Annotated in this window: 21 protein-coding genes; 11 read left to right on the top strand and 10 right to left on the bottom strand. The window is 66.7% G+C overall.

From position 1 onward, the window contains the following. Positions 1 to 25 precede the first annotated feature (25 nt). On the bottom strand, positions 26 to 652 hold the full coding sequence (locus AAIO73_RS01665) for a DUF4198 domain-containing protein (RefSeq protein ID WP_345875738.1): 627 nt from the start codon (positions 650 to 652) through the stop codon (positions 26 to 28). Between the two features lie 137 nt (positions 653 to 789). Here AAIO73_RS01665 and AAIO73_RS01670 point away from each other — a divergent pair, with 137 nt between their 5' ends. The 4 genes from AAIO73_RS01670 to AAIO73_RS01685 are packed head-to-tail and all read left to right on the top strand — an operon-like array spanning position 790 to position 5,163. After that, positions 790 to 3,027, top strand: coding sequence for a TonB-dependent siderophore receptor (locus AAIO73_RS01670; protein ID WP_345875740.1), 2,238 nt, complete (start codon positions 790 to 792; stop codon positions 3,025 to 3,027). After that, the gene (locus AAIO73_RS01675) at positions 3,024 to 3,332 is read left to right on the top strand and encodes a hypothetical protein (RefSeq protein ID WP_345875741.1); all 309 of its coding nucleotides are present in this window, start codon (positions 3,024 to 3,026) and stop codon (positions 3,330 to 3,332) included. Before AAIO73_RS01670 ends, AAIO73_RS01675 begins: the two co-directional genes overlap by 4 nt. Beyond that, positions 3,329 to 4,915, top strand: coding sequence for a PepSY-associated TM helix domain-containing protein (locus AAIO73_RS01680; RefSeq protein WP_345875743.1), 1,587 nt, complete (start codon positions 3,329 to 3,331; stop codon positions 4,913 to 4,915). The genes AAIO73_RS01675 and AAIO73_RS01680 overlap by 4 nt, the downstream gene beginning before the upstream one ends. Further along, the gene (locus AAIO73_RS01685) at positions 4,912 to 5,163 is read left to right on the top strand and encodes a DUF3325 family protein (protein ID WP_345875745.1); all 252 of its coding nucleotides are present in this window, start codon (positions 4,912 to 4,914) and stop codon (positions 5,161 to 5,163) included. Before AAIO73_RS01680 ends, AAIO73_RS01685 begins: the two co-directional genes overlap by 4 nt. Here AAIO73_RS01685 and trmFO read toward each other — a convergent pair. Further along, positions 5,150 to 6,475, bottom strand: a complete 1,326-nt coding sequence (gene trmFO / locus AAIO73_RS01690) for a methylenetetrahydrofolate--tRNA-(uracil(54)-C(5))-methyltransferase (FADH(2)-oxidizing) TrmFO (protein WP_345875747.1) — start codon at positions 6,473 to 6,475, stop codon at positions 5,150 to 5,152. The genes AAIO73_RS01685 and trmFO overlap by 14 nt on opposite strands. A 104-nt stretch (positions 6,476 to 6,579) precedes the next feature. Between trmFO and AAIO73_RS01695 the strand changes: the two genes are divergently transcribed. Next, the gene (locus AAIO73_RS01695; RefSeq protein WP_345875748.1) at positions 6,580 to 7,011 is read left to right on the top strand and encodes a DUF488 domain-containing protein; all 432 of its coding nucleotides are present in this window, start codon (positions 6,580 to 6,582) and stop codon (positions 7,009 to 7,011) included. A gap of 260 nt (positions 7,012 to 7,271) precedes the next feature. Here AAIO73_RS01695 and AAIO73_RS01700 read toward each other — a convergent pair whose 3' ends face one another. Together AAIO73_RS01700 and gyrA are read right to left on the bottom strand one after the other, a co-directional pair. Further along, the gene (locus AAIO73_RS01700; protein WP_345875750.1) at positions 7,272 to 7,616 is read right to left on the bottom strand and encodes a DUF952 domain-containing protein; all 345 of its coding nucleotides are present in this window, start codon (positions 7,614 to 7,616) and stop codon (positions 7,272 to 7,274) included. After that, positions 7,613 to 10,396: a DNA gyrase subunit A gene (gene gyrA, locus AAIO73_RS01705; RefSeq protein ID WP_345875753.1), complete on the bottom strand. Its 2,784-nt coding sequence runs from the start codon at positions 10,394 to 10,396 to the stop codon at positions 7,613 to 7,615. The genes AAIO73_RS01700 and gyrA overlap by 4 nt, the downstream gene beginning before the upstream one ends. A 128-nt stretch (positions 10,397 to 10,524) precedes the next feature. Here gyrA and AAIO73_RS01710 point away from each other — a divergent pair, with 128 nt between their 5' ends. After that, complete coding sequence (locus tag AAIO73_RS01710; protein WP_345875754.1) at positions 10,525 to 11,613, top strand: mechanosensitive ion channel family protein; 1,089 nt, start codon at positions 10,525 to 10,527, stop codon at positions 11,611 to 11,613. Positions 11,614 to 11,977: 364 nt separating this feature from the next. Here the strand turns inward: AAIO73_RS01710 and AAIO73_RS01715 are convergent, their stop codons facing one another. The 3 genes from AAIO73_RS01715 to AAIO73_RS01725 are packed head-to-tail and all read right to left on the bottom strand — an operon-like array spanning position 11,978 to position 15,289. Further along, the gene (locus tag AAIO73_RS01715; protein ID WP_345875756.1) at positions 11,978 to 13,813 is read right to left on the bottom strand and encodes a DUF885 domain-containing protein; all 1,836 of its coding nucleotides are present in this window, start codon (positions 13,811 to 13,813) and stop codon (positions 11,978 to 11,980) included. A gap of 55 nt (positions 13,814 to 13,868) precedes the next feature. Then, positions 13,869 to 14,303 carry an NfeD family protein gene (locus AAIO73_RS01720; protein WP_345875758.1) on the bottom strand — a complete coding sequence of 145 codons (435 nt, stop codon included), beginning with the start codon at positions 14,301 to 14,303 and terminating at the stop codon, positions 13,869 to 13,871. Then, entirely contained in the window at positions 14,300 to 15,289 is a 990-nt protein-coding gene (locus AAIO73_RS01725; RefSeq protein WP_345875760.1) for an SPFH domain-containing protein, read from the bottom strand. The genes AAIO73_RS01720 and AAIO73_RS01725 overlap by 4 nt, the downstream gene beginning before the upstream one ends. A 49-nt stretch (positions 15,290 to 15,338) precedes the next feature. Here AAIO73_RS01725 and AAIO73_RS01730 point away from each other — a divergent pair, with 49 nt between their 5' ends. The 5 genes from AAIO73_RS01730 to AAIO73_RS01750 all read left to right on the top strand — a co-directional run bounded on the left by AAIO73_RS01730 (position 15,339) and on the right by AAIO73_RS01750 (position 20,957). Continuing rightward, a complete protein-coding gene (locus AAIO73_RS01730; protein ID WP_345875762.1) occupies positions 15,339 to 16,130 on the top strand; it encodes an HpcH/HpaI aldolase/citrate lyase family protein in 792 nt (263 codons plus the stop codon). A gap of 37 nt (positions 16,131 to 16,167) precedes the next feature. Then, positions 16,168 to 17,592: a M20/M25/M40 family metallo-hydrolase gene (locus AAIO73_RS01735; protein WP_345875764.1), complete on the top strand. Its 1,425-nt coding sequence runs from the start codon at positions 16,168 to 16,170 to the stop codon at positions 17,590 to 17,592. Positions 17,593 to 17,610: 18 nt separating this feature from the next. Next, complete coding sequence (guaB, locus tag AAIO73_RS01740; RefSeq protein WP_345875765.1) at positions 17,611 to 19,068, top strand: IMP dehydrogenase; 1,458 nt, start codon at positions 17,611 to 17,613, stop codon at positions 19,066 to 19,068. A 166-nt stretch (positions 19,069 to 19,234) separates the two neighbouring features. After that, positions 19,235 to 20,413 (top strand): RsmB/NOP family class I SAM-dependent RNA methyltransferase, encoded by a 1,179-nt coding sequence (locus AAIO73_RS01745; RefSeq protein ID WP_345875767.1) that lies wholly within the window; start codon positions 19,235 to 19,237, stop codon positions 20,411 to 20,413. A gap of 25 nt (positions 20,414 to 20,438) precedes the next feature. Next, complete coding sequence (locus AAIO73_RS01750) at positions 20,439 to 20,957, top strand: tetratricopeptide repeat protein (protein ID WP_345875768.1); 519 nt, start codon at positions 20,439 to 20,441, stop codon at positions 20,955 to 20,957. A 6-nt stretch (positions 20,958 to 20,963) separates the two neighbouring features. On the opposite strand, the gene rsmA is transcribed toward AAIO73_RS01750, so the two are convergent. Genes rsmA through AAIO73_RS01765 form a run of 3 tightly spaced genes read right to left on the bottom strand, consistent with a single transcriptional unit; the run spans position 20,964 to position 24,167 of the window. Next, on the bottom strand, positions 20,964 to 21,800 hold the full coding sequence (rsmA, locus tag AAIO73_RS01755; protein WP_345875770.1) for a 16S rRNA (adenine(1518)-N(6)/adenine(1519)-N(6))-dimethyltransferase RsmA: 837 nt from the start codon (positions 21,798 to 21,800) through the stop codon (positions 20,964 to 20,966). Next, the gene (gene pdxA, locus AAIO73_RS01760; RefSeq protein WP_345875772.1) at positions 21,797 to 22,792 is read right to left on the bottom strand and encodes a 4-hydroxythreonine-4-phosphate dehydrogenase PdxA; all 996 of its coding nucleotides are present in this window, start codon (positions 22,790 to 22,792) and stop codon (positions 21,797 to 21,799) included. Before pdxA ends, rsmA begins: the two co-directional genes overlap by 4 nt. A 13-nt stretch (positions 22,793 to 22,805) precedes the next feature. Beyond that, a complete protein-coding gene (locus AAIO73_RS01765; protein WP_345875774.1) occupies positions 22,806 to 24,167 on the bottom strand; it encodes a peptidylprolyl isomerase in 1,362 nt (453 codons plus the stop codon). Between the last annotated feature and the right edge of the window lie 38 nt (positions 24,168 to 24,205).

Here is a 24,205-nt window from a genome sequence, read left to right on the forward strand (position 1 = left end):
GGAGCGCACCCCGCCGCCCAGTCGATCAACCGACTACGAAGCTGGTCGTCGCGATATGGTGCAGCTTGTCGACCGGCCCGCCCGCGACGCGCAGCTTGCCCGTCTCGGCCTGCGCCGTGGTCAGCAGGTAACGCCCCTTCGCCGCGACCGGCACGGTGACCGCGCCATTCGCGTCTGCGATCAGCTCGACGCTCTTGCGATCGGGCGTGATGACCGTAATCTTGGCAGCGGGCAGCGGCGTGCCGCCCTGCATCAGCGCAAAGCGATTGCCGCCGGCGGTCAGTGGCGCGATCTCGTACGGCATGGCGGTCGCGGTATCGGCGCGACCGGCGCGGGCGTAGTAGACAACGCCTTCCTTGGCGCCGGCCTCTCCCCATGGCGCGAACACCGAATCGTCGGTCACGCGGACATCGCCCGCCGGTAGCGCCGCTTCGAGATAGCCGGCCTTGCGCTGCAGTTTCGCGCCCGCCTGTCCGACGATACGCGGCGCGACCAGCCGCTTAAATTCGGGATCGCCGCCCGGCGGCAGCGTCTCGGCCGGTTCGCCCAGATAGATGCGCGCCGGTCCGGTCCCGTCGCGTTCGACCCAGATCTCATGGGCATTGGCCACCGCCGGCATCGCCAGCGCTAGAATGAAGGCCAAAGTTCGCATCGATCTCTCCTGTTTCGTTAGCGCCGATAACGCGATGCGCAACGCATAGTTATAATGATAGTAGGTCGCAATAGCGTTGCAATGTACGTTTCGTGCCGTTAGTGCCAGGCATATTGAAAGTGACTCGCAAAGGGGGAATGATGAAGCGTCTGGTACGCACGACGACGCTGTCGGGACTGCTTTCGATGGTGGCAGCGGTTCCGGCACTGGCCGAACCGGTCGTTCCGACGAACGAGGAAGCGGACGCGCAACGTGGGGAAGAGATTATCGTCGTCGGCAAAAGCTATGGGCAGGCGGTCGGCAAGACCGTCACCCCGCTGAAGGACGTGCCGAACACCATCACCGTGATCGATCAGGCGCAGTTGCAGCAACGCAACCTCTTCACCCTCGAAGACGCCCTGACCGTCACCAACGGCGTGACCGTGACCGGGATCAGCAGCGAGGATCCGTCCTATCTGTCGCGCGGCTTCACCATCAACAACTATCTGGTCGACGGTGTCCCGACCCTCGCCTTCGGCTTTCCGGCCGTCGTGCCCGACCTGTTCCTGTACGACCGGGTCGAGGTGCTGCGCGGCCCGGCGGGGCTGTTCAGTGGCGCCGGCAATCCGGCGGGCAGCATCAATCTGGTGCGCAAGCGGCCGCTCGACACCTTTGCCGTCAGCGCGCTCGCCGGCTATGGCAGTTTCGACAATATCCGCGGCGAAGTCGACGTGTCGACACCCCTCGACGATCGCTCCGGCCTGCGGCTCGGCGCAATGGCGCAGGATCAGGACCAGTTCTTCGACATTGCCCACCGCTATCGCTTCGCCGCGTTCGGCGTGGCCGATACCGAGATCGGCGATCGCACGACCTTGACCGTCGGCGGCAATTACGACCTGTTCAAGCCCGCGATCCAATCGGGCCTGCCCGGATATGTCGGCGGTGCCGATGGTAGCGACGGGCGGCTGCTCGACGTCGATCGCTCGACCTATCTCGGCGCCGACTGGAACCGGTTCCGCTCGGAAAGCTGGTCGGGCTTCGTCGAGTTGGCGCACCGGGTCAGCGATCGCTGGACACTGCGCGCGACGGGCCTGCTGGCGAACGTCGATCGCGTCGACATCTACAGCTATATCGGCAACCAGCCGGTGACCCCCGCCAATGGCGGCACGACCAACCACATCGCCTATCGCGGCGACAGCGCGATGCAGAGCCGGTCGTTCGATTTCAACGGCGTCGGCAGCTTCCCCGCCTTCGGCCGCGACCAGACGCTGATCCTCGGCGCCGATTATCAGGCGAGCTCGGCGACGTCCGATTTCACCCGCCTGTCCAACTATGCGCGGATCAACGTCTTCGACCCCGTCTCCCCGGCCGAACCGCCGCTCGACCTCTATGGTCCGCTGCCGGCGTTTCAGGGACCGAACGGTCCGGTGACGCAGGTCTATGGCGGGTCGCAGACCGAGATCGAGCAATATGGTCTCTACGGCCAGATGCGGCTCAGCCCGCTGGCCGGGCTGACGCTGGTCGGCGGCGGGCGCATGACGTGGTGGGACACCACGATCACGACCACCCGCGTCGCGACCGGGACGATCCCGTTGCCTGGCCGCTACAGCTTCGACGAACGCTTCACCCCCTATGCCGGGATCGTGTGGGACGTGACCAGCGACCTGAACCTGTACGCCAGCTATGCCGACAGCTTCACGCCGCAGGCCCCGCCCGCCGGCCGCAGCCTGCCCGGCGGCGGCGCGGTCGAGCCATTGATCGGCGAACAATATGAGGTCGGCAGCAAGCTGTCGCTGATGGACAAGCGGCTCCTGTTGTCGGCTGCACTCTATCAGATCACGCAGACCAACCGCCTGTTCAACGACCCCAACGAACCGACCCTCGCCTATCAGATCGGCAAGGTACGCGCGCGGGGGATCGAAGCGGAGGCAAGCGGCGAGATCCTGCCCGGCTGGCGAATCAACGGCGGCTATACCTTCACCCGGACAAAGTATCTGGCGGACGCCAATCCGGTGCTGGAGGGATTGAGCCTGTTGCCGGTGATCCCCGAGCATATGGTCAAGCTGTTCAGCAATTACGAAGCCGGCGACGGTCCGCTTGCCGGGGCCAGCGTCGGGGCGGGGGTGACGTGGTTCGACGGCACATGGAGCGGCAACCCGCCGGTCTATAACGCCAACGGCACGCTGCGGACGCCGTCAACGATCGTGCGGCAAGGCAGCTATGCGGTCGCCGATCTGCGCGCCGGATATCGCATCACCGACAATCTGTCGCTGGCGGTGAACGTCAACAACCTGTTCGACCGCACCTATTACGCGCGCATCTCCTCGACCGGGCGCGGCAATTATTATGGGGCGCCGCGCACCGTGTTCGCCAGCGTCCGGGTCAATTTGCCGTGATCGCGCAGCCGCGGCATATCCTGTGGCGGCGGCTGGCCGATAATGCGCTGCGGCTGATCGCGGCGATGCCGGTCGGCTATGCCGTGGCCTGCCTGTGGGCGATGGCGCTGGCGCGAATACTGCCCGGCGATCCGGTGCAGACGACGATGGCGGCGGCGCTGATCGCGCTGCTGCTATGCGCGCTCGCCGCGATGTGGGCCTATGCCGCGCGCAGCGGCTGGCGGGCGCTGTGGACGCTGGTCGTGGCGGGCGCGGTCGCCGGCGCGATCACCTGGGGATCGGTCGCCATCTGGGGGCGGATATGAGTAAGGGATTTCGCCAGTCGCAATCGACTCTGCACACCTGGTCGGGGCTGCTGCTCGGCTGGCTGCTGTTCGCAATCTTCGTGGCGGGCACCTCGGCCTATTGGCGCGAGGCGTTGAACCGTTGGACGCGACCCGAACTGGCCCCGGTCGCCAGTCGCGAACGGGTGGTCGAGGGGGCCGTCGCCTTCCTCAACCGTCGCGCGCCGGATGCGCAGAGCTGGTTCATCACCGTACCAGGCGCTCAGAGTGCCGGCGGCGACGTCTTCTGGGTGCCGCAGGCCAAGCCCGGCGAGGAACGCCGTCGCGGACGCCGCGATACCCGGGCCTTTATCGGCAGCGACGGGCAGGAGGGGACTGCGCGCGACACCCGCGGCGGGGACTTCTTCTATCGCTTCCACTTCGACCTGCACTATATGCCCGTGTTCTGGGCGCGTTGGCTGGTGAGCATCGCCGCGATGTTCATGCTAGTCGCAATCTTCACCGGCATCGTTACCCACAAGAAAATCTTCCGCGACTTCTTCACGCTGCGCCGGGGCAAGGGGCAGCGTAGCTGGCTCGACGGCCATAATGCCACGGCGGTGCTCGCACTGCCGTTCCACGTGATGATTACTTATACCGGGCTGGTCACGCTGATTGCGATGCTGATGCCCTGGGCGATCGTCGCCAATTACGAGGATCCGGCCAAGCTCTACGCCGCGGTCTTTCCCGAGGCACCAGCGGTCGAGCGGACCGAACGCGCGGCGCCATTGACCCCGCTCGGTCCGGTCCTGCGCGATGCCGAACGGCGGCTCGGTGGACAGGTCGGCTATATCACCGTGTTCAACCCCGGCGACGCCGCGGTGAGGATCACCCTGACCCAGTCGGGGACGTCGATGTTGTCGGCGCGGACCCCGGCGCTGGCCTATGACGGCGTGACCGGGCGGCTGGTCTGGCGCGCCCCGCCGCCCGGTGGCGCGGTCGAGACGCAGGGGGTGATGGTCGGGCTGCACGCCGGTCGGTTCGGCGATTATCCGATGCGCTGGCTGTATTTCCTGTGCGGCATCGCCGGATCGCTGATGGTGGCGAGCGGGCTGGTACTGTGGACGGTCAAGCGGCGCGAGCGGTTGCCTGATCCGGCCCGTCCGCATTTCGGCTTCCGTGTCGTCGAGCGACTGAATGTCGGTTTCATTGCCGGCTTCCCGATCGCGATGACGTTATATCTCTGGGCCAACCGGTTGCTGCCGGTCGACATGGCGGCGCGAGCCGATGGCGAGATCAACGTGATGTTCGCCGGCTGGGGTGCGCTGTTCTTGTACGCCCTGCTACGCAAACCGGCGCGGGCATGGGTCGAGTTGCTGGCGTTGCAGGCGATGCTGCTTATCGCGTTGCCGCTCTATAATATGGTCGCGCTGCCGACCGGATTGGCAGCGACGATCGCGCGCGGGGACTGGGTGCTGGCGGGGGCCGATCTGACCTTTCTCGCACTCGGTACCGGGTTCGGCTTTGCTGCATGGCGCGTGCATCGCTTCCGCCCGAAGGCACGGCGGCGCGCCGTCCGCGCCGCCTCCTCGATCGACACCGCAAACTGGGCACCGGCCGAATGATCCTGATCGCACTCTTGTTCGCGCTCGCCGCCTTCGCCCTCTTGGCGCTCGGTAGCGACCGCCATCGCGATCGGTGGCAGGGTATCGATCCCCGGTGGCGACGCCGTGGCGGCTGGGCGCTCGTCGTCGCCACCTTTGCCGCAGCCTTCGCGGCATGGGGCCCGGTCTATGGCGCGATCGGCGGCACCGGCTTGCTGATGCTGGGGGCGGGCGCGAGTTTCCTCGCGCTCAACCTCACCCGGCCGTAAGCGCGCTCGCCCAGGGTTCGAACGCGTCGCGGGCGCGCGACGTGTACATCTTCTTGCGATCGGCTTTCTTGGTACGGCCGGGGATTGGCGGCATCAGCCCGAAATTGACGTTCATCGGCTGATAGGTCTCGGCCACCGCCGCCCCGGTGATGTGATGGAGCAGCGCGCCCATCGCCGTCTCGACCGGCGGAGGCGCGACGCTGCGCCCGGCCAGTTCGGCCGCAGCAAACCGTCCCGCAAGCAGCCCGACCGCCGCGCTCTCGACATAGCCCTCGCACCCGGTCATCTGCCCCGCGAAGCGCAGATGCGGCCGCGCCTTCAGTCGCAGCGTCGGGTCGAGCAGTTCGGGCGAGCGGATGAAGGTATTGCGATGCAGGCCGCCCAGCCGCGCGAACTCGGCATTCTCGAGACCCGGAATGGTACGGAACAGCCGCACCTGTTCGCCATGCTTCAGCTTGGTCTGGAACCCGACGATGTTCCACAACGTGCCGCTGGCATTGTCCTGCCGCAACTGCACCACCGCATGCGGCCAGCGCCCGGTGCGCGGATCGTCAAGCCCAACCGGCTTCATCGGCCCGAAGCGCAGCGTATCCAGCCCGCGCTCGGCCATGACCTCGATCGGCATGCAGCCTTCGAAATAGGGGACGTTTTCCCATTCGCGGAACTCGGCCTTTTCCGCCGCCATCAGTCCGGCATGGAAGGCTTCATACTGCTCGCGGTTCATCGCGCAGTTGATGTAATCCTTGCCGTCGCCCTTGTTCCACCGGCTCTGAAACCATGCCTGCTCCATGTCGATCGAGTCGCGATGGACGATCGGTGCGATCGCGTCGAAAAAGGCGAGTGCCTCCGCCCCGGTCGCGCTGCCGATATCGCCGGCGAGGCCGGGCGCGGTCAGCGGGCCGGTGGCGACGATCGTCATGCCGCTGTCGGGCAGAGTGTCGATCCGTTCGCGGACGATGGTGATGTTTGGATGCGATGCCAGCGCGGCGGTGACGGCGGCGGAAAAGCCGTCGCGATCGACCGCCAGCGCCGATCCCGCCGGTACCTTGTGTTCGTCACCCTTGGCCATGATGAGCGACCCGAGCGCGCGCATCTCGGCATGCAGCAGGCCGACCGCATTCGATTCGGCGTCGTCGGAGCGGAAGCTGTTCGAACAGACCAGTTCGGCCAGATCGTCGCCCTGATGCGCAGGCGTGCTGTCGCCGCCGCCGCGCATTTCCGACAGGCGGACCTTCGCCCCGCCTTGTGCCAGTTGCCACGCGGCCTCGGACCCGGCGAGCCCGCCGCCGATGATATGAACGTCATACTGCATGTCCGGGCGTCTAGGCCGGCCGAACCAAACCGGCAATGAACGTACGAAACGGACTGCCGATTTATTGGGTTATACGTTGGTCGCATGCGACGAAGGGAAGGCGCATGAAAATCTATACCATCGGCTATGAGGCGGTAACCGTGGCGGAATTCGTCGCGGCGTTGCAGGCGGCGGGCGTTCGCCGGATCATCGACGTACGCGCGCTGCCCCTGTCGCGACGACCGGGCTTCTCAAAATCGTCATTGGCGGCTGAACTGGCGACGCACGACATCGACTATGTGCATTTGAAGGCGCTTGGTACGCCCAAGCGCGGACGCGATGCGGCGAAAAAGGGAGACGTGGCGACGCTGCGCGCGGTCTACGACGAGCAGTTGGAACTGCCGGAGGCGCAGGCGCAGGCGGCAATCATGCTCGGGCTGGCGGCGGAGATGCCCTCGGCGCTGCTATGCTTCGAACGCCACCCGGAACATTGCCACCGCACATTGTTGCTGGAAGCAGTCGGGCAGGGGGCGGAGGTAATCGAACTCTACGCCTAGAGCATGATGACATGAGCCTGCCCAGTTCGTCCTGAGTAGCCATTGAGCTTGTCGAAATGGCGTATCGAAGGACCGTTGGTAGCAGGTGCTTCGATACGGGTCTTCGACTTCGCTCAGCCCCTACTCAGCACGAACGGTTCTACCTGCCGTCATCACACTCTAAATCCTCCCCGGCACGGGGGGGACCGCCGCGAAGCGGTGGTGGAGGGGCGGCTGCCTCAAACGGCTCGATCGCGCTCCCCTCAAAAATGGAAGGGATCTCAGCCGGTAATCGGCCGCTTGACCTGGCCAGCGTCATCCCGGTGCAGCGGTCCATAGGCCACCACCACCTCCAGCGGCAGCGGTCCGTACAGATGCGGAAACAGCTGCCCGCCGCGCGACGGTTCCCACTTCACCGCCTCGCCCAACGCATCGAGGTCGACCTCCGCCACATGCAGGTCGTCCTGCCCGGCGAAATGCTTGTCGACGGTCTCGGTCAACTGGTCGAAGGTCGACAGGTGGATATAGCCATCGGCCAGATCCACCGGCGCCCCGTCGAAGCTGCCCGCCTCCAGCGCCGCCATCTGCCCGGCGGTCAGCACCTTGAAGGCGGTGGCGGGCTTCATTCCTCGATGTCCTTCTCGCTGATCGTATCGGGGCCGGTCCCGTCGTCGAGCACGATATCGCCCTCGACCGGCGGCATCGCCGCGCGTTCCTCGGCGACGATCGCCTCCGCTTCGTTCTCGGGAGTCTCGTCCTCGTCGATTTTGGCGGCGGACACGACCTGTTCGCCCATGCCGACGCGGAAGATCGTGATCCCCTGCGTATTGCGGCCCGCGACGCGAATGTCGCCGACGGTGGTGCGGATCAGCTTCGCCTGATCGGTCACCAGCATCAGCTGCTCGCCATTATGCGCCGGGAAACTCGCCACGACCGGCCCGTTGCGGTCGGAGGTGACGATGTTGGTGATTCCCTGACCCCCGCGCCCGGTGCGGCGATATTCATAGGCCGACGTGCGCTTGCCGAAGCCGTTGGCGGTGACAGTCAGGATGAACTCCTCCGCCGCCTCGAACTCGGCCATGCGCTCGGCCGACAGAGTGACCTCGCGCTCACCTTCCTTCCACGGCGCCGCCTTCAAATACTGTTCGCGTTCCTCGGCACTTGCCTCGAACCCGCCAAGGATCGACAGCGAGATCACCTCATCGTCCTTGCCCAGCGAGATGCCGCGCACGCCGGTCGAGGTACGGCTCTGAAATTCGCGCACATCGGTCGCGGCAAAGCGGATCGCCTTGCCCGCCTTGGTCGCCAGCAGCACGTCGTCGGTCTCGGTCAGCAGCGCCACGCCGATCAGGCGATCGTCGCTATCGTCGTCGAAGCGCATCGCGATCTTGCCCGCGGTCGGGATATTCGCGAACGCATCCATCGAGTTGCGCCGCACCGTACCGTTCGCGGTCGCGAACATGACGTGCAGGTCGCTCCACCGCTCCTCATCCTCGGGCAGCGGCAGCACGGTCGAGATCGTCTCGCCGGCCGCCAGCGGCAGCAAATTGACCATCGGCCGCCCGCGCGTCGCCGGACCCCCTTCGGGCAGGCGCCACACCTTCATGCGGTACACCTTGCCGGCGGTCGAGAAGAACAGCACCGGGGTATGGGTGCTGGTCACGAACAGGTTCGTGATCGCATCCTCGTCCTTGGTCGCCATACCGGCGCGGCCCTTGCCGCCACGCTTCTGCGCGCGGAAGGCGTCGAGCGGCGTGCGCTTGATATAGCCCTGCACCGTGACGGTGACGACCATCTCCTCGCGCTCGATCAGATCCTCGTCGTCGATGCCGTCGGCGGCCCCGGCGATCTCGGTACGCCTGGGCGTCGCGAATTCGGCGCGGACATCGACCAGTTCCTGCCGCATCACCGCATACAGCTTGGCGCGGTTGCCGAGGATTTCGAGCAGATGGCTGATCGACCCGGCGAGCGTCTTCAGCTCCTCGCCGATCTCGTCGCGGCCGAGCGCGGTCAGGCGATGGAGGCGCAGGTCGAGGATCGCGCGGACCTGCAGGTCGGACAGGCGATAGACGTCGCCGGTCGTGTCGGATTCAACCGCCTCGACCAGTTTGAGATACGGCGCGATCTCCGCCACCGGCCATTCGCGTGCCATTAAGGCGGCGCGCGCGGCGGCGGGGCTTTCCGACCCGCGAATGATCCGCACCACCTCGTCGAGATTGGTGACCGCAATCACCAGCCCCAGCAACAGATGCGCCCGCTCGCGCGCCTTGGCCAGTTCATACTTCGACCGGCGGGTGATGACTTCCTCGCGGAAGCCGACGAACGCGTCGATGATCTGCGCAAGGTTGAGCAGTTCGGGCCGCCCGCCCCGGATCGCCAGCATGTTGGCGGCGAAGCTCGACTGCGCCGGCGTGTGCCGCCACAACTGATTGAGCACCACGTCGGGGGTCGCGTCACGCTTCAGGTCGATGACGATGCGCACGCCTTCGCGGTTCGATTCGTCGCGAATGTCGCTGACGCCCTCGATCCGCTTGTCCTTGGCGGCCTCGGCGATCTTCTCGACCAGCCCGGACTTGCCGACCTGGAACGGGATTTCGGTCAGCACGATCGAGCGCCGCTCGCCGCGTGCCTCGACCGTGTGGCGCGAGCGCAGGATGATCGACCCGCGCCCACCGGCATAAGCCGCACGCGCACCGGCACGGCCGAGCATCAGCGCTCCGGTCGGAAAGTCCGGCCCCGGCACGATCTCGCACAGTTCGTCATGCGTCAGCGGCTCGCCGCCCTCGACCCGGCGATCGATCGTGGCGAGGCAGGCATCGACCACTTCGCCCAGATTGTGCGGCGGCACGTTGGTCGCCATGCCGACCGCAATCCCGCCCGCGCCGTTGACCAGCAGGTTCGGGAAGCGTGCCGGCAACACCGCCGGCTCGCGCTCCGATCCGTCGTAATTCGGCACGAAATCGACCGTATCCTTGTCGAGATCGTCGAGCAGCGCCATCGCCGATTTGGCGAGGCGCGCCTCGGTATAGCGCATCGCGGCAGGCGGATCGGGGTCCATCGATCCGAAATTGCCCTGACCATCGATCAGCGGCAGCCGCATCGACCATGGCTGCGCCATGCGCGCCAGTGCGTCGTAGATCGCGGTGTCGCCGTGCGGGTGGTATTTACCCATTACGTCGCCGACGATGCGCGCCGACTTGCGATACGCCTTGCCGGGGACGAAGCCGCTTTCCTGTGCCGAGAACAGAATGCGGCGATGCACCGGCTTCAACCCGTCGCGCACGTCGGGCAGCGCCCGGGCGACGATCACACTCATCGCATAGTCGAGATAGCTCGACCGCATCTCGTCCACGATCGAGATGGGGGCGATATCGGATGGGTCGGCGATCAGCGTCGCGTCTGTCAAAGTTCGGTGCTTTCGGGGAATGTTTCGGTTGGGCGACAACCTAGCCGGTCGGGTCGCGAAAGCCAAGCGTTGCGGCTCGGTTTGCCCGGCGCCCGGAACATGCTGCGGCGCAAAAAGTTGCTTCAGCCATGCGCGACATCCAACGTTTCCTGAACACGCTGCCCCCGGCCGCCGCCGATCTCGCCACGGTCGGGATTTCGGTGGTGGCGGCGTTGCTTCTTCACGCTGTCCTGTTCCGGTTGCTGCAACGCTTCGCGGCACGCACGCCGGGGTCGGTCGACGACGTCTATGTCGACCATGCGTGGCGGCCGATGCGCTGGATCCTGGTGGCGATGGCATTGGCCAGCGTCCGGAGGCCACTGCGGCTTCCCGAACGCTGGGACGATCTGTGGACGCAGGTCGCCGGGCTGGTAGTACCGCTGCTGATGGGCTGGTTCGCGATCGCGATGATCCGCGCGTCGGTAAAGGCGATCGAGGTCGCAACCGACATCACCGTCGCCGACAATCTGCGCGCCCGGCGGCGGCGGACGCGCAGTGCAATTTTGGGGCGCATCGCGATCATCGCCATCGGCTTCATCACCGTCTGCCTAATGCTGTTGTCGATCCCCAGCATCCGCTCGATCGGCGTCACGCTGATGGCGTCGGCGGGTCTCGCCGGCCTCGCGGTCGGTGCGGCGGCGCAGCCGGCACTCAAGAACATCATCGCCGGCGTGCAAATGGCCTTCACCGAACCGATCCGGATCGACGATGTGGTCATCATCGAGAATGAATGGGGCCGGATCGAAGAAATCCGCCTGACCTATGTCGTCGTCCGCCTGTGGGACGAACGGCGGCTGGTCGTGCCGGTGTCGAAATTCCTCGAATCGAGCTTTCAGAACTGGACCCGCACGACCAGCGGACTGCTAGGGTCGGCGTTTTTCTGGCTCGACCCGACAACCAACATCCCCCGCCTGCGCGCAAGGTTCGAGGAGTTGGTGAAGGACGATCCGCTCTGGGACGGGCGCGCCTATGTGTTGCAGGTGACCGACACCAAGCCCGACGCGATCGAGGTCCGTATCCTCGCCACCGCGTCCGACGCCGCCCGCGCCTTCGACCTGCGCTGCTCGCTGCGTGAGGGGATGCTGGCCTTTATCCGCGACGAAATGCCCGAGGCGCTGCCACGGCGGCGGGTGGCGGTGGACGACGTAAAGGTACCAAATCACAGTCAACCGACCTGACGGTTGCGAACCACCTTTAAGCTTCGACCTTCCCGCGAAGGCGGGACTTCTGCGAAAGTCCGCTCCGCCGTGTCCCCGCGAAGGCGGGGACACAGGGCCATATGCGCAAGCGTTGGTTTGCTTGGCTCTGGACCCCCGCCTCCGCGGGGGTACGGGGGAGCAGGCGGAACAGGTACCGGGTTTATTCACGTACCCCGGCGAAGGCCGGGGCCCAGTTGGGGAGAGCTTTCCGGATCTAACGACCGTCTCCCAACTGGGCCCCGGCCTCCGCCGGGGGTACGAGTAGCTTCTGGCAGGGCGCGAGACTTTCGCAGACGTCACGCCCTCGCAGGCGTGACAGCCGGGCGGTTGTTGCCGGTAGCCTTCAGCCCTTCCGCCCCGCCACGAACGCATCGACATTGCGACCCAGCACCGTCATCGGCACCCCGCCGCCCTGCACGACCGCATCGTTGAACGCCTTGAAATCATAGCGCCCGCCCAGCGCCGTCTTCGCCCGGTCGCGCAGGCGGTTGATCTCCGAATGGCCGACCTTGTACCCGCAGGCCTGCCCCGGCCACGAACAATAGCGGTCGACCTCGCCGGTCACTTCGTCGACGCTCGACCCGTTGGTGCTCGCGAACCAGTCGATAGCCTGCTGTCGGGTCCAGCGTTTCGCATGCAGCCCGGTATCGACCACCATCCGGCACGCGCGGAACGCGATCGACTGGAGATAGCCGAGCCGTCCGACCGGATCGCCCTCATACGCGCCCAGCTCGTCACCCAACTGCTCGGCATAGAGCGCCCAGCCTTCCGAAAAGGCGTTGAACTGCAACAACGACCGGATCAGCGGGAGACGGAAGCTGTATTCGCCCTGCCAGACATGGCCGGGGATCGCTTCGTGATAAGTCAGCGTCGGCAGCGAATAACGGGTCCAGATGTCGGTATTGCGCAGATTGATCCACATCTTGCCCGGCACCTTGCCGTCGATCGACCCCGGCCCGCCATAGGCACCCGGCGCGCCGGCCTCCTCGACCACCGGTATGCGCTTCACCTCGACATTGCCCGGCGCCAGCGTGTTGAACGCGCGCGGCATCCGGGCGCGAATGTCGCGCAACCGGTTCTGGACCAGCTCCATGATCTGCGCGCGGCCGGCATCGCCCTCCTGAAAGGTGAAGCGCGGGTCCTTGCCGAGCGCGGTCATCCGCTCGCCGACGCTGCCCTTGGTATAGCCGAGCGGCTTCAGGATCGCGTCCATCTGCGACTGCAGCCGTGCCAGTTCGTCGCGGCCCATCGCATGGACCTCATCCGGGGTCATCGTCGTCGTGGTCGATGCCCGCAATGCCCAGCGATACCACGTGTCGCCATCGGGCCGCGCCCACATACCGGCGTCCGACGTCGCCTTCTTCCGGTCGTCCTGCATCGCCGCCAATTGCCGTTCGAGTGCAGGCTTCACCCGGTCGCGGGCGATGGCGGTCGCCTGCGCGCCCCAGTCGCCGGGAATGTCCTTGGTCCGCCGGGTCAGCGACGTCACCACGTCCCAGCTCGACGGATCGCCGGCAAGCGACTGCGTCATCTGCTTCAGCGTCTTGTCGAGCAGGAAGTCGGGCGGCACCACCCCATGGGCCGATGCCGCGCGCACCCGCGCCGTTTCGGCATCCAGTTGCGTCGCATAGCTGTCGAGCCGCGCCAGATAGGCATCGGCATCCGCCTTGGTCGCGATGCTATGATCGCTGTCGAGGAAACGCGGTATGTCGAGATAGGCACCGACATTCTGGATCACGACATAGGGCGTGTTGCGCCACCCGCCGACCGCGACGTCGCCATAGGGCAGGGCGAAGCCGTCGAGCGCGGTTTCGAACGCGGTCCTGACGACATCGATATCGGTCCGGGTCGCCGGGGACAGCGATGCGGTGTCGATCGCCTTCAACGTCGCGACATGCGCGCGCAGATGCTCGGCGATCGCCCGTTGTCCCGCCGCCGACCGATCGCCCAACCGAGCCTTCAGCGCCGCTAGCGCGCCGGTGTCGATGCCCAGGCCGCTTGCCGCCTCCGGTGCGTCGACCAGCATCGCCTCGGCAATCTTCGACAGCGTCGCTTCGGCGGCCTTGTCGGCGGCACTGGCGGCGAACGGGGCAGCGGCGCTCTGCGCGCGTGCGGGCAGGGCGGCGGCCAATGTCGTTGCGGCGGCACCGGCGATCCAGTCGCGGCGGGTCAGTTCCATCGGCAATCCTTGTCAGCGAAGCGTTGCCGCCTTGTCCTGCGCCGCGTGGCCGTCGTCAATCGTCCGACGCGACGGTCAGCGTCGATCCGCTGACCCCGACGATCCGCACGCGGCGACCGGCGTCCAGATCGGGTCCGCGCGCGATCCAGTCGCTATCGCCGACCCGCACCCGTCCGATCCCGCCGACGATCGCTTCGACGACCACCACTTCCTGCCCGATCAGCCGCGCCGCGCGGTCGTTGAGCAGCGGATCGTCGCTGTCGACCGGATAGTCGGCATACCAGCGCCGCCCGATCAGTACGGTCACCACGCTCCATGCCCCGAACAGCGCCAGCTCGGCAGGCAGGGTCAGCGCAGGAAACAACAGCGCCAACAGGCCGGTAATCGCCGCCGCGATCGCGACGAAGACCAGGAATACGCCCGGCACCGCCAGCTCGGCCGCGCCCAGCGCCGCCGCGAGCAACAGCCAGCCATAGCCGCCATCGATCATCGCGCGGGCGGCTCGAACGGACCGATCGGCCGTTCGCGCACCGCCGGGGTCGGGGCAGCGGCGGGCGCGGCGGCCTTGGTCTCGCCCAGCGCTTCCTTCGCCAGCTGCCCGATCCCGCCCAGCGTGCCGATCAACTGCGTCGCCTCGACCGGGAACAGGATCGTCTTGGCATTGGGGCTGGTCGCGAACTTGCCGACCGCCTCGACATATTTCTGCGCGATGAAATAGTTGATCGCCTGCGTTCCACCCGCTTCGATCGCGTCGCTGACGACCTGCGTCGCCTTGGCTTCCGCTTCCGCCGCACGTTCGCGGGCTTCGGAATCACGGAACGCCGATTCGCGGCGCCCTTCGGCTTCGAGGATGCGGGCCTGTTTCTGACCCTCGGCGCGCAGAATTTCGGAGGCGCGAGCGCCTTCGGCCTCGAGGATATTGGCGCGCTTCTCGCGCTCGGCCTTCATCTGCCGGCCCATCGCGTTGACGATATCGGCGGGCGGGCGGATGTCCTTGATCTCGACGCGGGTGATCTTCACGCCCCACGGATTGGTCGCATGGTCGACGACGCCGAGCAGCCGGGCATTGATCTCGTCGCGCTTCGACAGCGTCTCGTCGAGGTCCATCGACCCCATCACCGTGCGCAGGTTGGTGGTCGTTATCTGCTGGAGCGCGACATACAGGTCGGACACCTCATAAGCCGCCTTGGCCGGGTCCAGCACTTGAAAGAACACGACTCCGTCGGTCGAAACCATCGCATTGTCGCGGGTGATAATTTCCTGTCCCGGTATATCGATCACCTGCTCCATCATATTAACCTTCCGGCCGACACGATAGAAAAAGGCCGGGTAGAAATTGAACCCGGGCCGGGCAACTGCGGTGAAGCGACCGAAATGTTCGATCGTATATTGATGCCCCTGGGTCACGATCTTGACGCTCATGAACAGGTAGAGCAGCACCAACAGCACCAGCGCCGCGATCACGCCTACGATCATCGTTCATCCCCGCTTGCCTCGACCGGGACCGGTCTAGCATAGCGTCGGCATGGAACCCACCATAAGCCTTGCTCCGCGCAGCCTTTTGTTCGTGCCCGCCGCGCGGACGAACATGATCGCGAAAGCTGCCGGGCTCCCGGCCGATCTGATCGTCCTCGATCTCGAGGACTCGGTTCGTGCTGAGGACAAGGCGACCGCACGCGCCGCCTTGCCGGCAGCGATCGATCTTCTTGGGAGACGTGGTGCGGTTCGCGTCAATGCGCCCGACAGCGATCAGTTCGCCGCCGACCTCCTGGCGATCGGCGACGTACCGCTGGTCGTCGTGCCCAAGGTCGAGCGCGCCGCCGACCTCGCGCCTTTGGCTGAGCGCACGGCGCTGGCGATGATCGAAACGCCGCGCGGGGTGCTGGCAGCGGCGGAGATTGCGGCGGCACCCGGCGTGGTCGGATTGATGGTCGGGACCAACGACCTCGCCGCCGAGCTTCGCCTGCCGCCCGGGGGAGGGCGGGGCGCGCTGACGCTGGCGTTGCAGAGCGTCGTGCTGGCAGCGCGCGCCGCGGGCGGCTGGGCGATCGACGGCGTGTTCAACGCGCTGGCCGATCCCGACGGGCTGGCGCGCGAGTGCGCCGAGGGACGGGCGCTCGGTTTCGACGGCAAGTCGCTGATCCATCCTGGCCAGATCGCCGTCGCCAACGCTGCCTTCTCGCCCACCATCGCGGAACTGGAAGATGCGGCCGCGCTGATCGCCGCTGCGACCGGCGGGGCAGAGCGGTTCCGCGACCGGATGATCGAGGCGATGCACGTCGAAACCGCGCAAAGGTTGCTCGAACGCGCGCGTTGACGCTTGCCCGTCACGTTTCGGATCGATAGTGGGGCGCATGTCGCTCCGCCCGATCCTCGGACTCGCCGCCCTGCTGTGCAGCGCCTCGGCGGCCCAAGCCCAGCACATCACGCCGCAGATGCTGCGCGACCATGTCGCGATACTCGCAGGCGATGCCTATGAGGGCCGCGAACCCGGAACGCCGGGCGGCGATCGCGCCGAAGCCTATGTGTTGCAGGCGTTCGCCGATGCCGGCCTGAAGCCCGGCGCGCCCGATGGCCGCTGGCGGCAGGACGTGGCATTGACCGCGATCGAGGGGAAGTCGGCAACTGCCTCGGTGACGCGCGGCGGACGCACCACCCCGTTGCCCAACATAATTGCGATCGGTGCTCAGCCCGAGACGCGCGTCGGCGATGCCGGCATCGTCTACGCCGGCGGGATCGAGGCCGATGCGATTGCCGCCGCGCCGGTTCGCGGCAAGGTCGTGGTAATGCCGCTTAGTGCCGGTCGCGCTGCAAAGGCGCGGGCCTTGGCGAAAGCCGGCGCCGTCGCCGCAATCTATCTAACGCCGGTCACGATTTCCGAAGCCGATGTCCGCGAGAATTTCGGCCGCTCGACCGTCCGCGACGGCGAAGCACTGCCGATCCCGGTCGCCTATCTATCCGAAGCGCAGGCGGCCGCGCTGCTCGGCGATCGTGCCGGGGCTCTTGCGAAAGCAGGAACCGCCAAGGATTTCCGCCCCGTCGACATCGACGGCACGTTCGACCTGACGGCGACGACCAACCGCCGCCGCTACACCACTGCAAACATTGTCGGCATGATCCCCGGACGCACTCGTCCGAACGAAGCGGTGCTGTTGTCGGCGCACTGGGATCATATCGGCATCTGCCGGGCGGAAGGCGCGCCCGATCGCATCTGCAACGGTGCCGCCGACAATGCCAGCGGCACCGCCATCCTGATCGAAGTCGCGAAGGTTCTCGCCAAGGGACCGCGTCCAGAGCGCAGTATCTATTTCGTTGCGACGACCGCCGAAGAAAAGGGCCTGATCGGCGCCGATGCCTATGCCGCCGCGGTTGCCGAAACCCCGCTTAAGATCGTCGCGAACCTCAATATCGATACTGCCGCGATCGTCCCGACCGGCATGCCGGTGGCGATGGTCGGGCGCGGCAACCATCCGAAGATCGACGCCATCGTAGATGCCACCGCCCGCGCGATCGGCCGCAAGGTCGACACCGATACCGAGGCGAACATCATGGTGCAGCGGCAGGACGGTTGGGCATTCGGCAAGCGCGGCATTCCCGCCGTCATGGCGACCGGATCGGTCAGCGACATGAAGCGGCTGTTCGCCTATCTCGACGGCCCTTACCACAAGCCGAATGACGACCTCGCGCATATCGACCTGTCGGGTGCCGCCGAGGATGCCGACCTGCACGTCGCGCTCGCCCGCGCGCTCGCCGATCCCGCCCGCTACCCCGCCAACTGATACGAGACGACGCTTCCCATGGATATCACCCTCGGCCTGACCTTCGACGACGTGCTGCTGGTTCCGCAGGAATCGGACGTGCTGCCCAGCCAGGCCGACCCGCGCACCCGCGTCGCCCGCAATCTTGCCCTCAACATTCCGTTCCTGTCGTCGGCGATGGACACCGTCACCGAGGCCGATATGGCCATCGTCATGGCGCAGCTGGGCGGGATCGGCGTGCTACACCGCAACTTGACCGTCGAGGAACAGTGCGCGGCAGTCCGGGCGGTCAAGCGCTTCGAAAGCGGCATGGTCGTCAACCCGATCACCATCACCGCTGACGCGCCGCTCTCCGCCGCCCGCGCCCTGATGGAGCGACACCGGATCAGCGGCATTCCGGTCGTCGAGGCATCGGGCAAGCTGGTCGGCATCCTGACCAACCGCGATGTCCGCTTCGCCGAAAATCCGAACCAGCCCGTCGCCGAGCTGATGACCCGCGACAACCTCGCGACGGTCAGCATCGGCGTCTCGCAGGAGGAGGCCCGTCGCCAGCTGCACCAGCGCCGCATCGAAAAGCTGCTGGTGGTCGATGATTCCTATCACTGCGTCGGCCTGATCACCGTCAAGGATATCGAGAAGGCCGTCACCTACCCCAACGCCACCAAGGACGGCGCCGGCCGTCTGTGCGTGGCCGCCGCGACCACCGTCGGCGAAAAAGGCTATGAGCGCACCGAGGCGCTGATCGAGGCCGAATGCGACCTGATCGTCATCGACACCGCGCATGGCCATAACCGGCAGGTCGCCGAGGCGGTGAAGCGTGTGAAGGCCATCGCCCCGCACGTTCAGGTTATCGCCGGCAACGTCGCGACCGGCGAGGCAACGCGGGCGCTAATCGATGCGGGCGCGGATGGCATCAAGGTCGGCATCGGACCGGGGTCGATCTGCACCACCCGCGTCGTCGCCGGCGTCGGCGTGCCGCAGCTCACCGCGGTCATGGACGCAGCCAAGGCAGCGGCGGGAACCGGCGTGCCGGTTATTGCAGACGGCGGCATCCGAACGTCTGGGGATGTCGCCAAGGCGCTGGCCGCCGGCGCATCGGCGGTGATGATCGGATCGCTGCTGGCCGGTACCGAGGAGGCGCCCGGCGAAACCTTCCTGTACCAGGGTCGCGCCTATAAGAGCTATCGTGGCATGGGTTCGGTCGGGGCGATGGCCAAGGGCTCGGCCGACCGCTATTTCCAGCAGGATATCAAGGACCAGCTCAAACTAGTGCCCGAAGGAATCGAGGGGCAGGTCGCGTTCAAGGGGCCGGCTAAGGACGTCATCCACCAGCTGGTCGGCGGGGTGAAGGCAGCGATGGGCTATACCGGATCGCACACCATCACCGATTTGCAGGAACGTGCACGCTTCGTCCGCATCACCAATGCCGGCCTGCGGGAGAGCCATGTCCATGACGTGACGATCACGCGCGAGGCGCCGAACTACCCGACGCGCTGAACCGAACAGGTTGCGGGTCACACATGGCCCGCAGCCCGTTTTCTTCGATCGCCCGTTTTCCGTCACCGCGCGTTAACCGTACGGGACCGCGCTCTGCGCCCCCGCAAGGTAGATTGATGTAGGTTATGTTGCTAGTGTCGGGCATGGTGATTCAGGACGGTAACGCGTGACTCCGGCGGCACGGACCCAGGCGACGATCGATCTGGTCGACGCGATCCTCGATGCGGCGCGCACTGGCGGTGCGGCGGGCGATCAGGTCGCCAAGCGGTTTTTCGCCGCACGGCGCTATGCGGGTTCGAAGGACCGCCGCGCGATCCGCACCCTCGCTTATGACGCGGTCCGCCGTTTCGGCGCGGTCCCCGTAAACGCCCGTGCCACGATCGTCGCGCTGGCGGATGACGATGCCGATCTCGCGGCGACGTTTGATGGGTCGTCTTATGGTCCGGCACCGATCGCACCGGACGAACCGCGCGCTGAAACCAGCTACGCACCGGCATGGCTCGTCGATGCACTGCACGACGCCGGGCTCGACGATACCGACCTCGCGGCCTTGCTCGAACGGGCTCCGCTCGACATTCGCGTCAACCGCCTCCGTACCGACCGCGACACGCTGCTCGGCGAACTGAAGGGTGAACCGGCCCCGGACCTGCCCGACGCGATCCGGCTGCCCGCCGATACGCTGCCGGATAGCGACGCATTGCGCGACGGCCGTGCCGAAGTACAGGATTTCGGCAGCCAGATCGTATCGCTCGCCGCCTGTGCCGAACCGGGCGGCTTCGCCATCGATCTGTGCGCCGGTGGTGGCGGCAAGACGCTGGCTATTGCGGCGCAGATGGCGGGAGAGGGACGCATTCTCGCCACCGACACCGATCGCCCGCGCCTGTCGCGTCTCGCCCCGCGTGCGGTGCGCGCCGGAGTGACGATCGCCGAGCCGCGTCTGCTCGATCCGGGCAAGGAAGCCGCGATGCTTGCCGATGTCGCCGGACAGGCCGACTGGGTGATCGTCGACGCACCGTGCTCGGGCACCGGCACGTGGCGGCGCAATCCGGAGGCACGCTGGCGGCTGACCCCCGACCGGCTCCACCGTGTGGTCGCGACGCAGGCTCGCTTGCTCGACGTCGCCGCGGGACTAACCTCGCCGACCGGTACCATCACCTATGTCGTCTGTTCGCTGCTCGATGCCGAAGGGGCGGGACAGGTCGATGCGTTTCTGACGCGCAACCGCGATTGGCGCGCGCTGCCGCTTGCATTGCCGCGCGGGCACGTCCACGGTTCGGGAATGCGCCTGACCCCGGCATCCGATTCAACCGACGGCTTTTTCGTCGCACGCCTCGGCCGGGCATAAGGCGGTGTCGAAATCGGAGAAATTGATGCGGTTCACTTCGGTTTCGGTCGCGACCGCGCTCGCTCTGGTCTGCGCGTCCACCTCGCTCAGCGGGCAGCGCCCCGATAATCAGATCGACCCGCGTTCGACCGCGCTGCTGCAACAGGGACGTGCCGCCCAGGCCGCCGGCAATATCGAGGGTGCGGTCGGTCTGATCGAAAGCGCGCTCGTCGTCGACCCGCGCAACCGTCCCGCTTACATCGCACTTGCCGATATCGCGCGCGGACAGGGCCTGCCCGGCAAGTCGATCCGCCTGTACCGCGAGGCGTTGAGCCTCGAACCCAATGACGTCGCCGCGTTGAAGGGTGAGGGCGAGGCGCTGGTCCAGAAGGGCGCCGTCACCAGGGCGCGCGAAACGCTGGCGAAGCTCAAGACCGTCTGCGGCGCGACCTGCCCCGCCGCCACCGAACTGACAGCCGTCATCGCCAAGGGACCACCGGTCACCGCGACCGCGCAACAGACCCCGCCCGTCGTACCCGGTACGCCGACCACGACCCAGCAGTAACCAGCGTCAGCCAGCGTCCAAGCGCCGTGCAAGCGCCACGAATTCTGCGACGCTGACAGTCTCCGCCCGGCGGGTCGGGTCGATACCGATCGTTTCGGCCGCGTCGATCGCGCCCGGGACCGCCTTCAAACTCTGCCGCAACATCTTGCGCCGTTGTCCGAACGCCGCGGCAGTCAGGCGTTCGAGCGTCTTGAGCGCGACGCCATCGGGCACATCGGTCGGCACGACATGCACCACCGCCGACATCACCTTGGGCGGCGGGGTGAAGGCGCTGCGATGGACCGGCATCGCAATCCGCGCGGCGCTGCGCCACTGCGCCAGCACGGCCAGTCGTCCATAAGCATGGTCATTGGCGCCCGCGACAATCCGGTCGGCAACCTCGCGCTGGAACATCAGCGTCAGGCTGCGCCACCATGGCTGCCAATCGCTCGACAGCCAGCCGACGAACAGCGCGGTTCCGACATTATAGGGCAGGTTGGACGCGATGTGCGGCCGCCCCCCGAACAGCGACGGCGCGTCGATCTCCAGCGCATCGCCCTCGATCACGCGCAACCGTCCTGGAAACGCCGCACCTAGCTCTTCGAGTGCTGGAATGCAGCGCCGGTCGCGCTCGATCGCGGTCACCTTCGCCCCGGCCAGCAGCAGCGCACGGGTCAGTCCGCCCGGACCGGGACCGACCTCCAGCACTTCCTGATCGTGCAAATCGCCGGGAACACGCGCGATCCGGTCCAGCAATTGCTGATCGAACAGGAAATTCTGCCCCAGCGCCTTGTTCGCCGACAGGTCGTGGCGCTTGATGACGTCGCGCAGCGGCGGCAGGTCGCCGACCGGGGCGATGCTCATGCCGCGGCCCGGCGCGCGGCGGCTTCGCCCGCCATGCGGATCGCCGCGATCATCGCACCCGGCTCTGCCCGGTCCTGCCCGGCAATGTCGAAGGCGGTGCCGTGATCGGGCGAGGTTCGCACGATCGGCAGGCCGAGGGTGATGTTGACGCCGTCGTCGAAGTGCAGCGTCTTGATCGGGATCAGCGCCTGATCGTGATAGGCGCACAGCGCCGCATCGTATCGCGCGCGGGCCCGAGGATGGAACATCGTGTCGGCGGCCAGCGGCCCGACGATATCAATCCCCTCGGCGCGCAACAGCGCAACGGCGGGGATCATCACCTCGATCTCCTCGCGCCCGATCGCGCCACCCTCGCCGGCATGGGGATTGAGCCCGGCGAGCGCGAGACGCGGCGCCGCGATCCCGAAGTCGCGGGTCAGCCCCCGCGCCGTCGCCCGTGCGCGCGCTACCAGCAGGTCAACGGTCAGCACATGCGGCACCGCCGCCAGTGGTTCGTGGATCGTCAGCGGCACGACCCGCAGCGTCGGACCGGCCAGCATCATCACCGCATTCTCGCGCGCGACGCCACAGCGTTCGGCGACGAATTCGGTCTGCCCCGGATAATCGAAGCCGATCCGGTACAGTTCAGCCTTCGACACCGGTGCAGTGACCAGCCCCGATGCCGCATCGGACCGCGCCAGACCGGCCGCCAGTTCCAGCGACTGCAACGCACAGCGCGCGCCGCCGATATCGGGGTGTCCGGGAATGATCGCGTCACCATCGACCACCGACACGACCGGCAATGCCCGGCTGCAAACCAGCGCCGCGTCGCGCGGATCGTCGATCCGTTCGACCGGACCGTTCCACACCGCCGACACCGCCGCCACGTCGCCGACTGCGAAGAAGCAGGGCAGGCGTTCCGCGTCGCGCCGTTCCCATGCCTTGGCGATCACTTCCGGACCGATTCCCGCCGGATCGCCCATCGATACCGCTAACGGCGCGATCGCCGGCATCGTACCCGCTCCCTCAACGATATTCGATCACCGCGTCACGCCGCAGGTCGCGCATCATCCGCTGCGCGCGCAGGTTGACGCGTTCCTGCTCCAGCCCCTGCTGGATCTGCGCGGCGCTGGGCAGCGCACCGTTACGCGGATCTTCGCGACCGCACAGCACCAGCACGCGTACGCCGTCCTTGGGCGAACCGAAGGGCGGGGTGGCCTGTCCGACGTTCAGCTTCAGGATGATCTCCTGCAATGCCGGTGGCAGGCTGCGGACGGTGACCGCGTCATTGTCGACGATCTCGGCCTTCTGCGTCTGTGCGACCTTGGTCGCGTCGCCGCAGCCGCGGATCGCCTGCGTCGCTTCGGTGAAGGCGGCGACCTTCGCGCTCGCCTGTGCCTCGGTGGTGCCGGCGGGGAAGGGCAGGAAGAGCTGCCGCAACGCCAGCTTGGCGTCGCGCGGATCGGCCGTCAGCACCTGCCGTTTGTCGGCCAGATACAGGATCGAATAGCCGCCCGGCACCTCGATCGGTCCGGCGATCTGCCCGACCTGCATCTGTTGCGCGGCGCGCTGTAACGGCTCGGGCAACATGTTCAGTCGCACGAAGCCCAGATCCCCGCCGACCGCACGGGTCGATGCCTCGGAAAAGTTGCGCGCGAAATATTCGAACGGAGCGCCCTGGCGGATCTGTTCGATCATCTTGGTCATGCCGCCCTGCACCTCGGCGGCGCGGTCGGGCGTGGCGCTCATATAGATTTCGCGCAGGCTATATTCTTCGGCGCCCTTGGATTCTTCCATGCGCTTGATGACCGCGGCGACCTCTTCTTCACCGACATTGACAAACGGCTCGACCTGCCGCCGCAGCAACCGGCTCCATGCCAGTTCGCCCTCGATCTGCCGCCGCAGCGACCGGTCCGACGATCCGACCGTGCGCAGATAGGCGCGCAGCTGTTCGGGCGTCTGGTTGAAGCGCTGTTTGGCCAGCCGGTTGAAGCTCTGCTCCAGTTCGGCCGGCGTGACGGTGATGTCCTTCGCCTTGGCCTGCTGGATCTGCAACGTTTCGTCGATCAACTGGCGCACGACCTGCTGGCGCAGGACCTCGCGATCCTGTTCGCTCAGCTTGAAATCGTTCAGCGCGACGATCAACGCCATGCGCTGGTCGACATCGGTGCCGGTCAGCACCGTGTCGTTCACGATCGCCGTCGGTTTGCGGATATTGGGGTCCAGCTTGCCGAAGATCGTCGGGTTACCCGGCAGGTTCAGATCGGCGCCGGGCACGTCCTGCCCGTCGCTGACGGTCTGCGCCGCCAGCGAGGCGGCGGCGGCGATCGCGACGAAACCGGCGATCGAACGGCCGATGCGGCCGACATTCACGATGTTGTTGGTCACTTGGTCGTCTTATCCCATGCGCGCGAATTCAGGGCGGT

Origin of the sequence: Sphingomonas epibiotica (genome assembly GCF_039615155.1) — a bacterium.
Lineage (GTDB): Bacteria > Pseudomonadota > Alphaproteobacteria > Sphingomonadales > Sphingomonadaceae > Sphingomonas.

Coding starts and splice junctions, on each gene's coding strand:
- AAIO73_RS01665 (WP_345875738.1), bottom strand. CDS start 652: ATGCGAACTTTGGCCTTCATTCTAGCGCTGGCGATGCCGGCGGTGGCC.
- AAIO73_RS01670 (WP_345875740.1), top strand. CDS start 790: ATGATGAAGCGTCTGGTACGCACGACGACGCTGTCGGGACTGCTTTCG.
- AAIO73_RS01680 (WP_345875743.1), top strand. CDS start 3,329: ATGAGTAAGGGATTTCGCCAGTCGCAATCGACTCTGCACACCTGGTCG.
- AAIO73_RS01685 (WP_345875745.1), top strand. CDS start 4,912: ATGATCCTGATCGCACTCTTGTTCGCGCTCGCCGCCTTCGCCCTCTTG.
- trmFO (WP_345875747.1), bottom strand. CDS start 6,475: ATGCAGTATGACGTTCATATCATCGGCGGCGGGCTCGCCGGGTCCGAG.
- AAIO73_RS01695 (WP_345875748.1), top strand. CDS start 6,580: ATGAAAATCTATACCATCGGCTATGAGGCGGTAACCGTGGCGGAATTC.
- AAIO73_RS01700 (WP_345875750.1), bottom strand. CDS start 7,616: ATGAAGCCCGCCACCGCCTTCAAGGTGCTGACCGCCGGGCAGATGGCG.
- AAIO73_RS01710 (WP_345875754.1), top strand. CDS start 10,525: ATGCGCGACATCCAACGTTTCCTGAACACGCTGCCCCCGGCCGCCGCC.
- AAIO73_RS01715 (WP_345875756.1), bottom strand. CDS start 13,813: ATGGAACTGACCCGCCGCGACTGGATCGCCGGTGCCGCCGCAACGACA.
- AAIO73_RS01720 (WP_345875758.1), bottom strand. CDS start 14,303: ATGATCGATGGCGGCTATGGCTGGCTGTTGCTCGCGGCGGCGCTGGGC.
- AAIO73_RS01725 (WP_345875760.1), bottom strand. CDS start 15,289: ATGATCGTAGGCGTGATCGCGGCGCTGGTGCTGTTGGTGCTGCTCTAC.
- AAIO73_RS01730 (WP_345875762.1), top strand. CDS start 15,339: ATGGAACCCACCATAAGCCTTGCTCCGCGCAGCCTTTTGTTCGTGCCC.
- AAIO73_RS01735 (WP_345875764.1), top strand. CDS start 16,168: ATGTCGCTCCGCCCGATCCTCGGACTCGCCGCCCTGCTGTGCAGCGCC.
- guaB (WP_345875765.1), top strand. CDS start 17,611: ATGGATATCACCCTCGGCCTGACCTTCGACGACGTGCTGCTGGTTCCG.
- AAIO73_RS01750 (WP_345875768.1), top strand. CDS start 20,439: ATGCGGTTCACTTCGGTTTCGGTCGCGACCGCGCTCGCTCTGGTCTGC.
- rsmA (WP_345875770.1), bottom strand. CDS start 21,800: ATGAGCATCGCCCCGGTCGGCGACCTGCCGCCGCTGCGCGACGTCATC.
- pdxA (WP_345875772.1), bottom strand. CDS start 22,792: ATGCCGGCGATCGCGCCGTTAGCGGTATCGATGGGCGATCCGGCGGGA.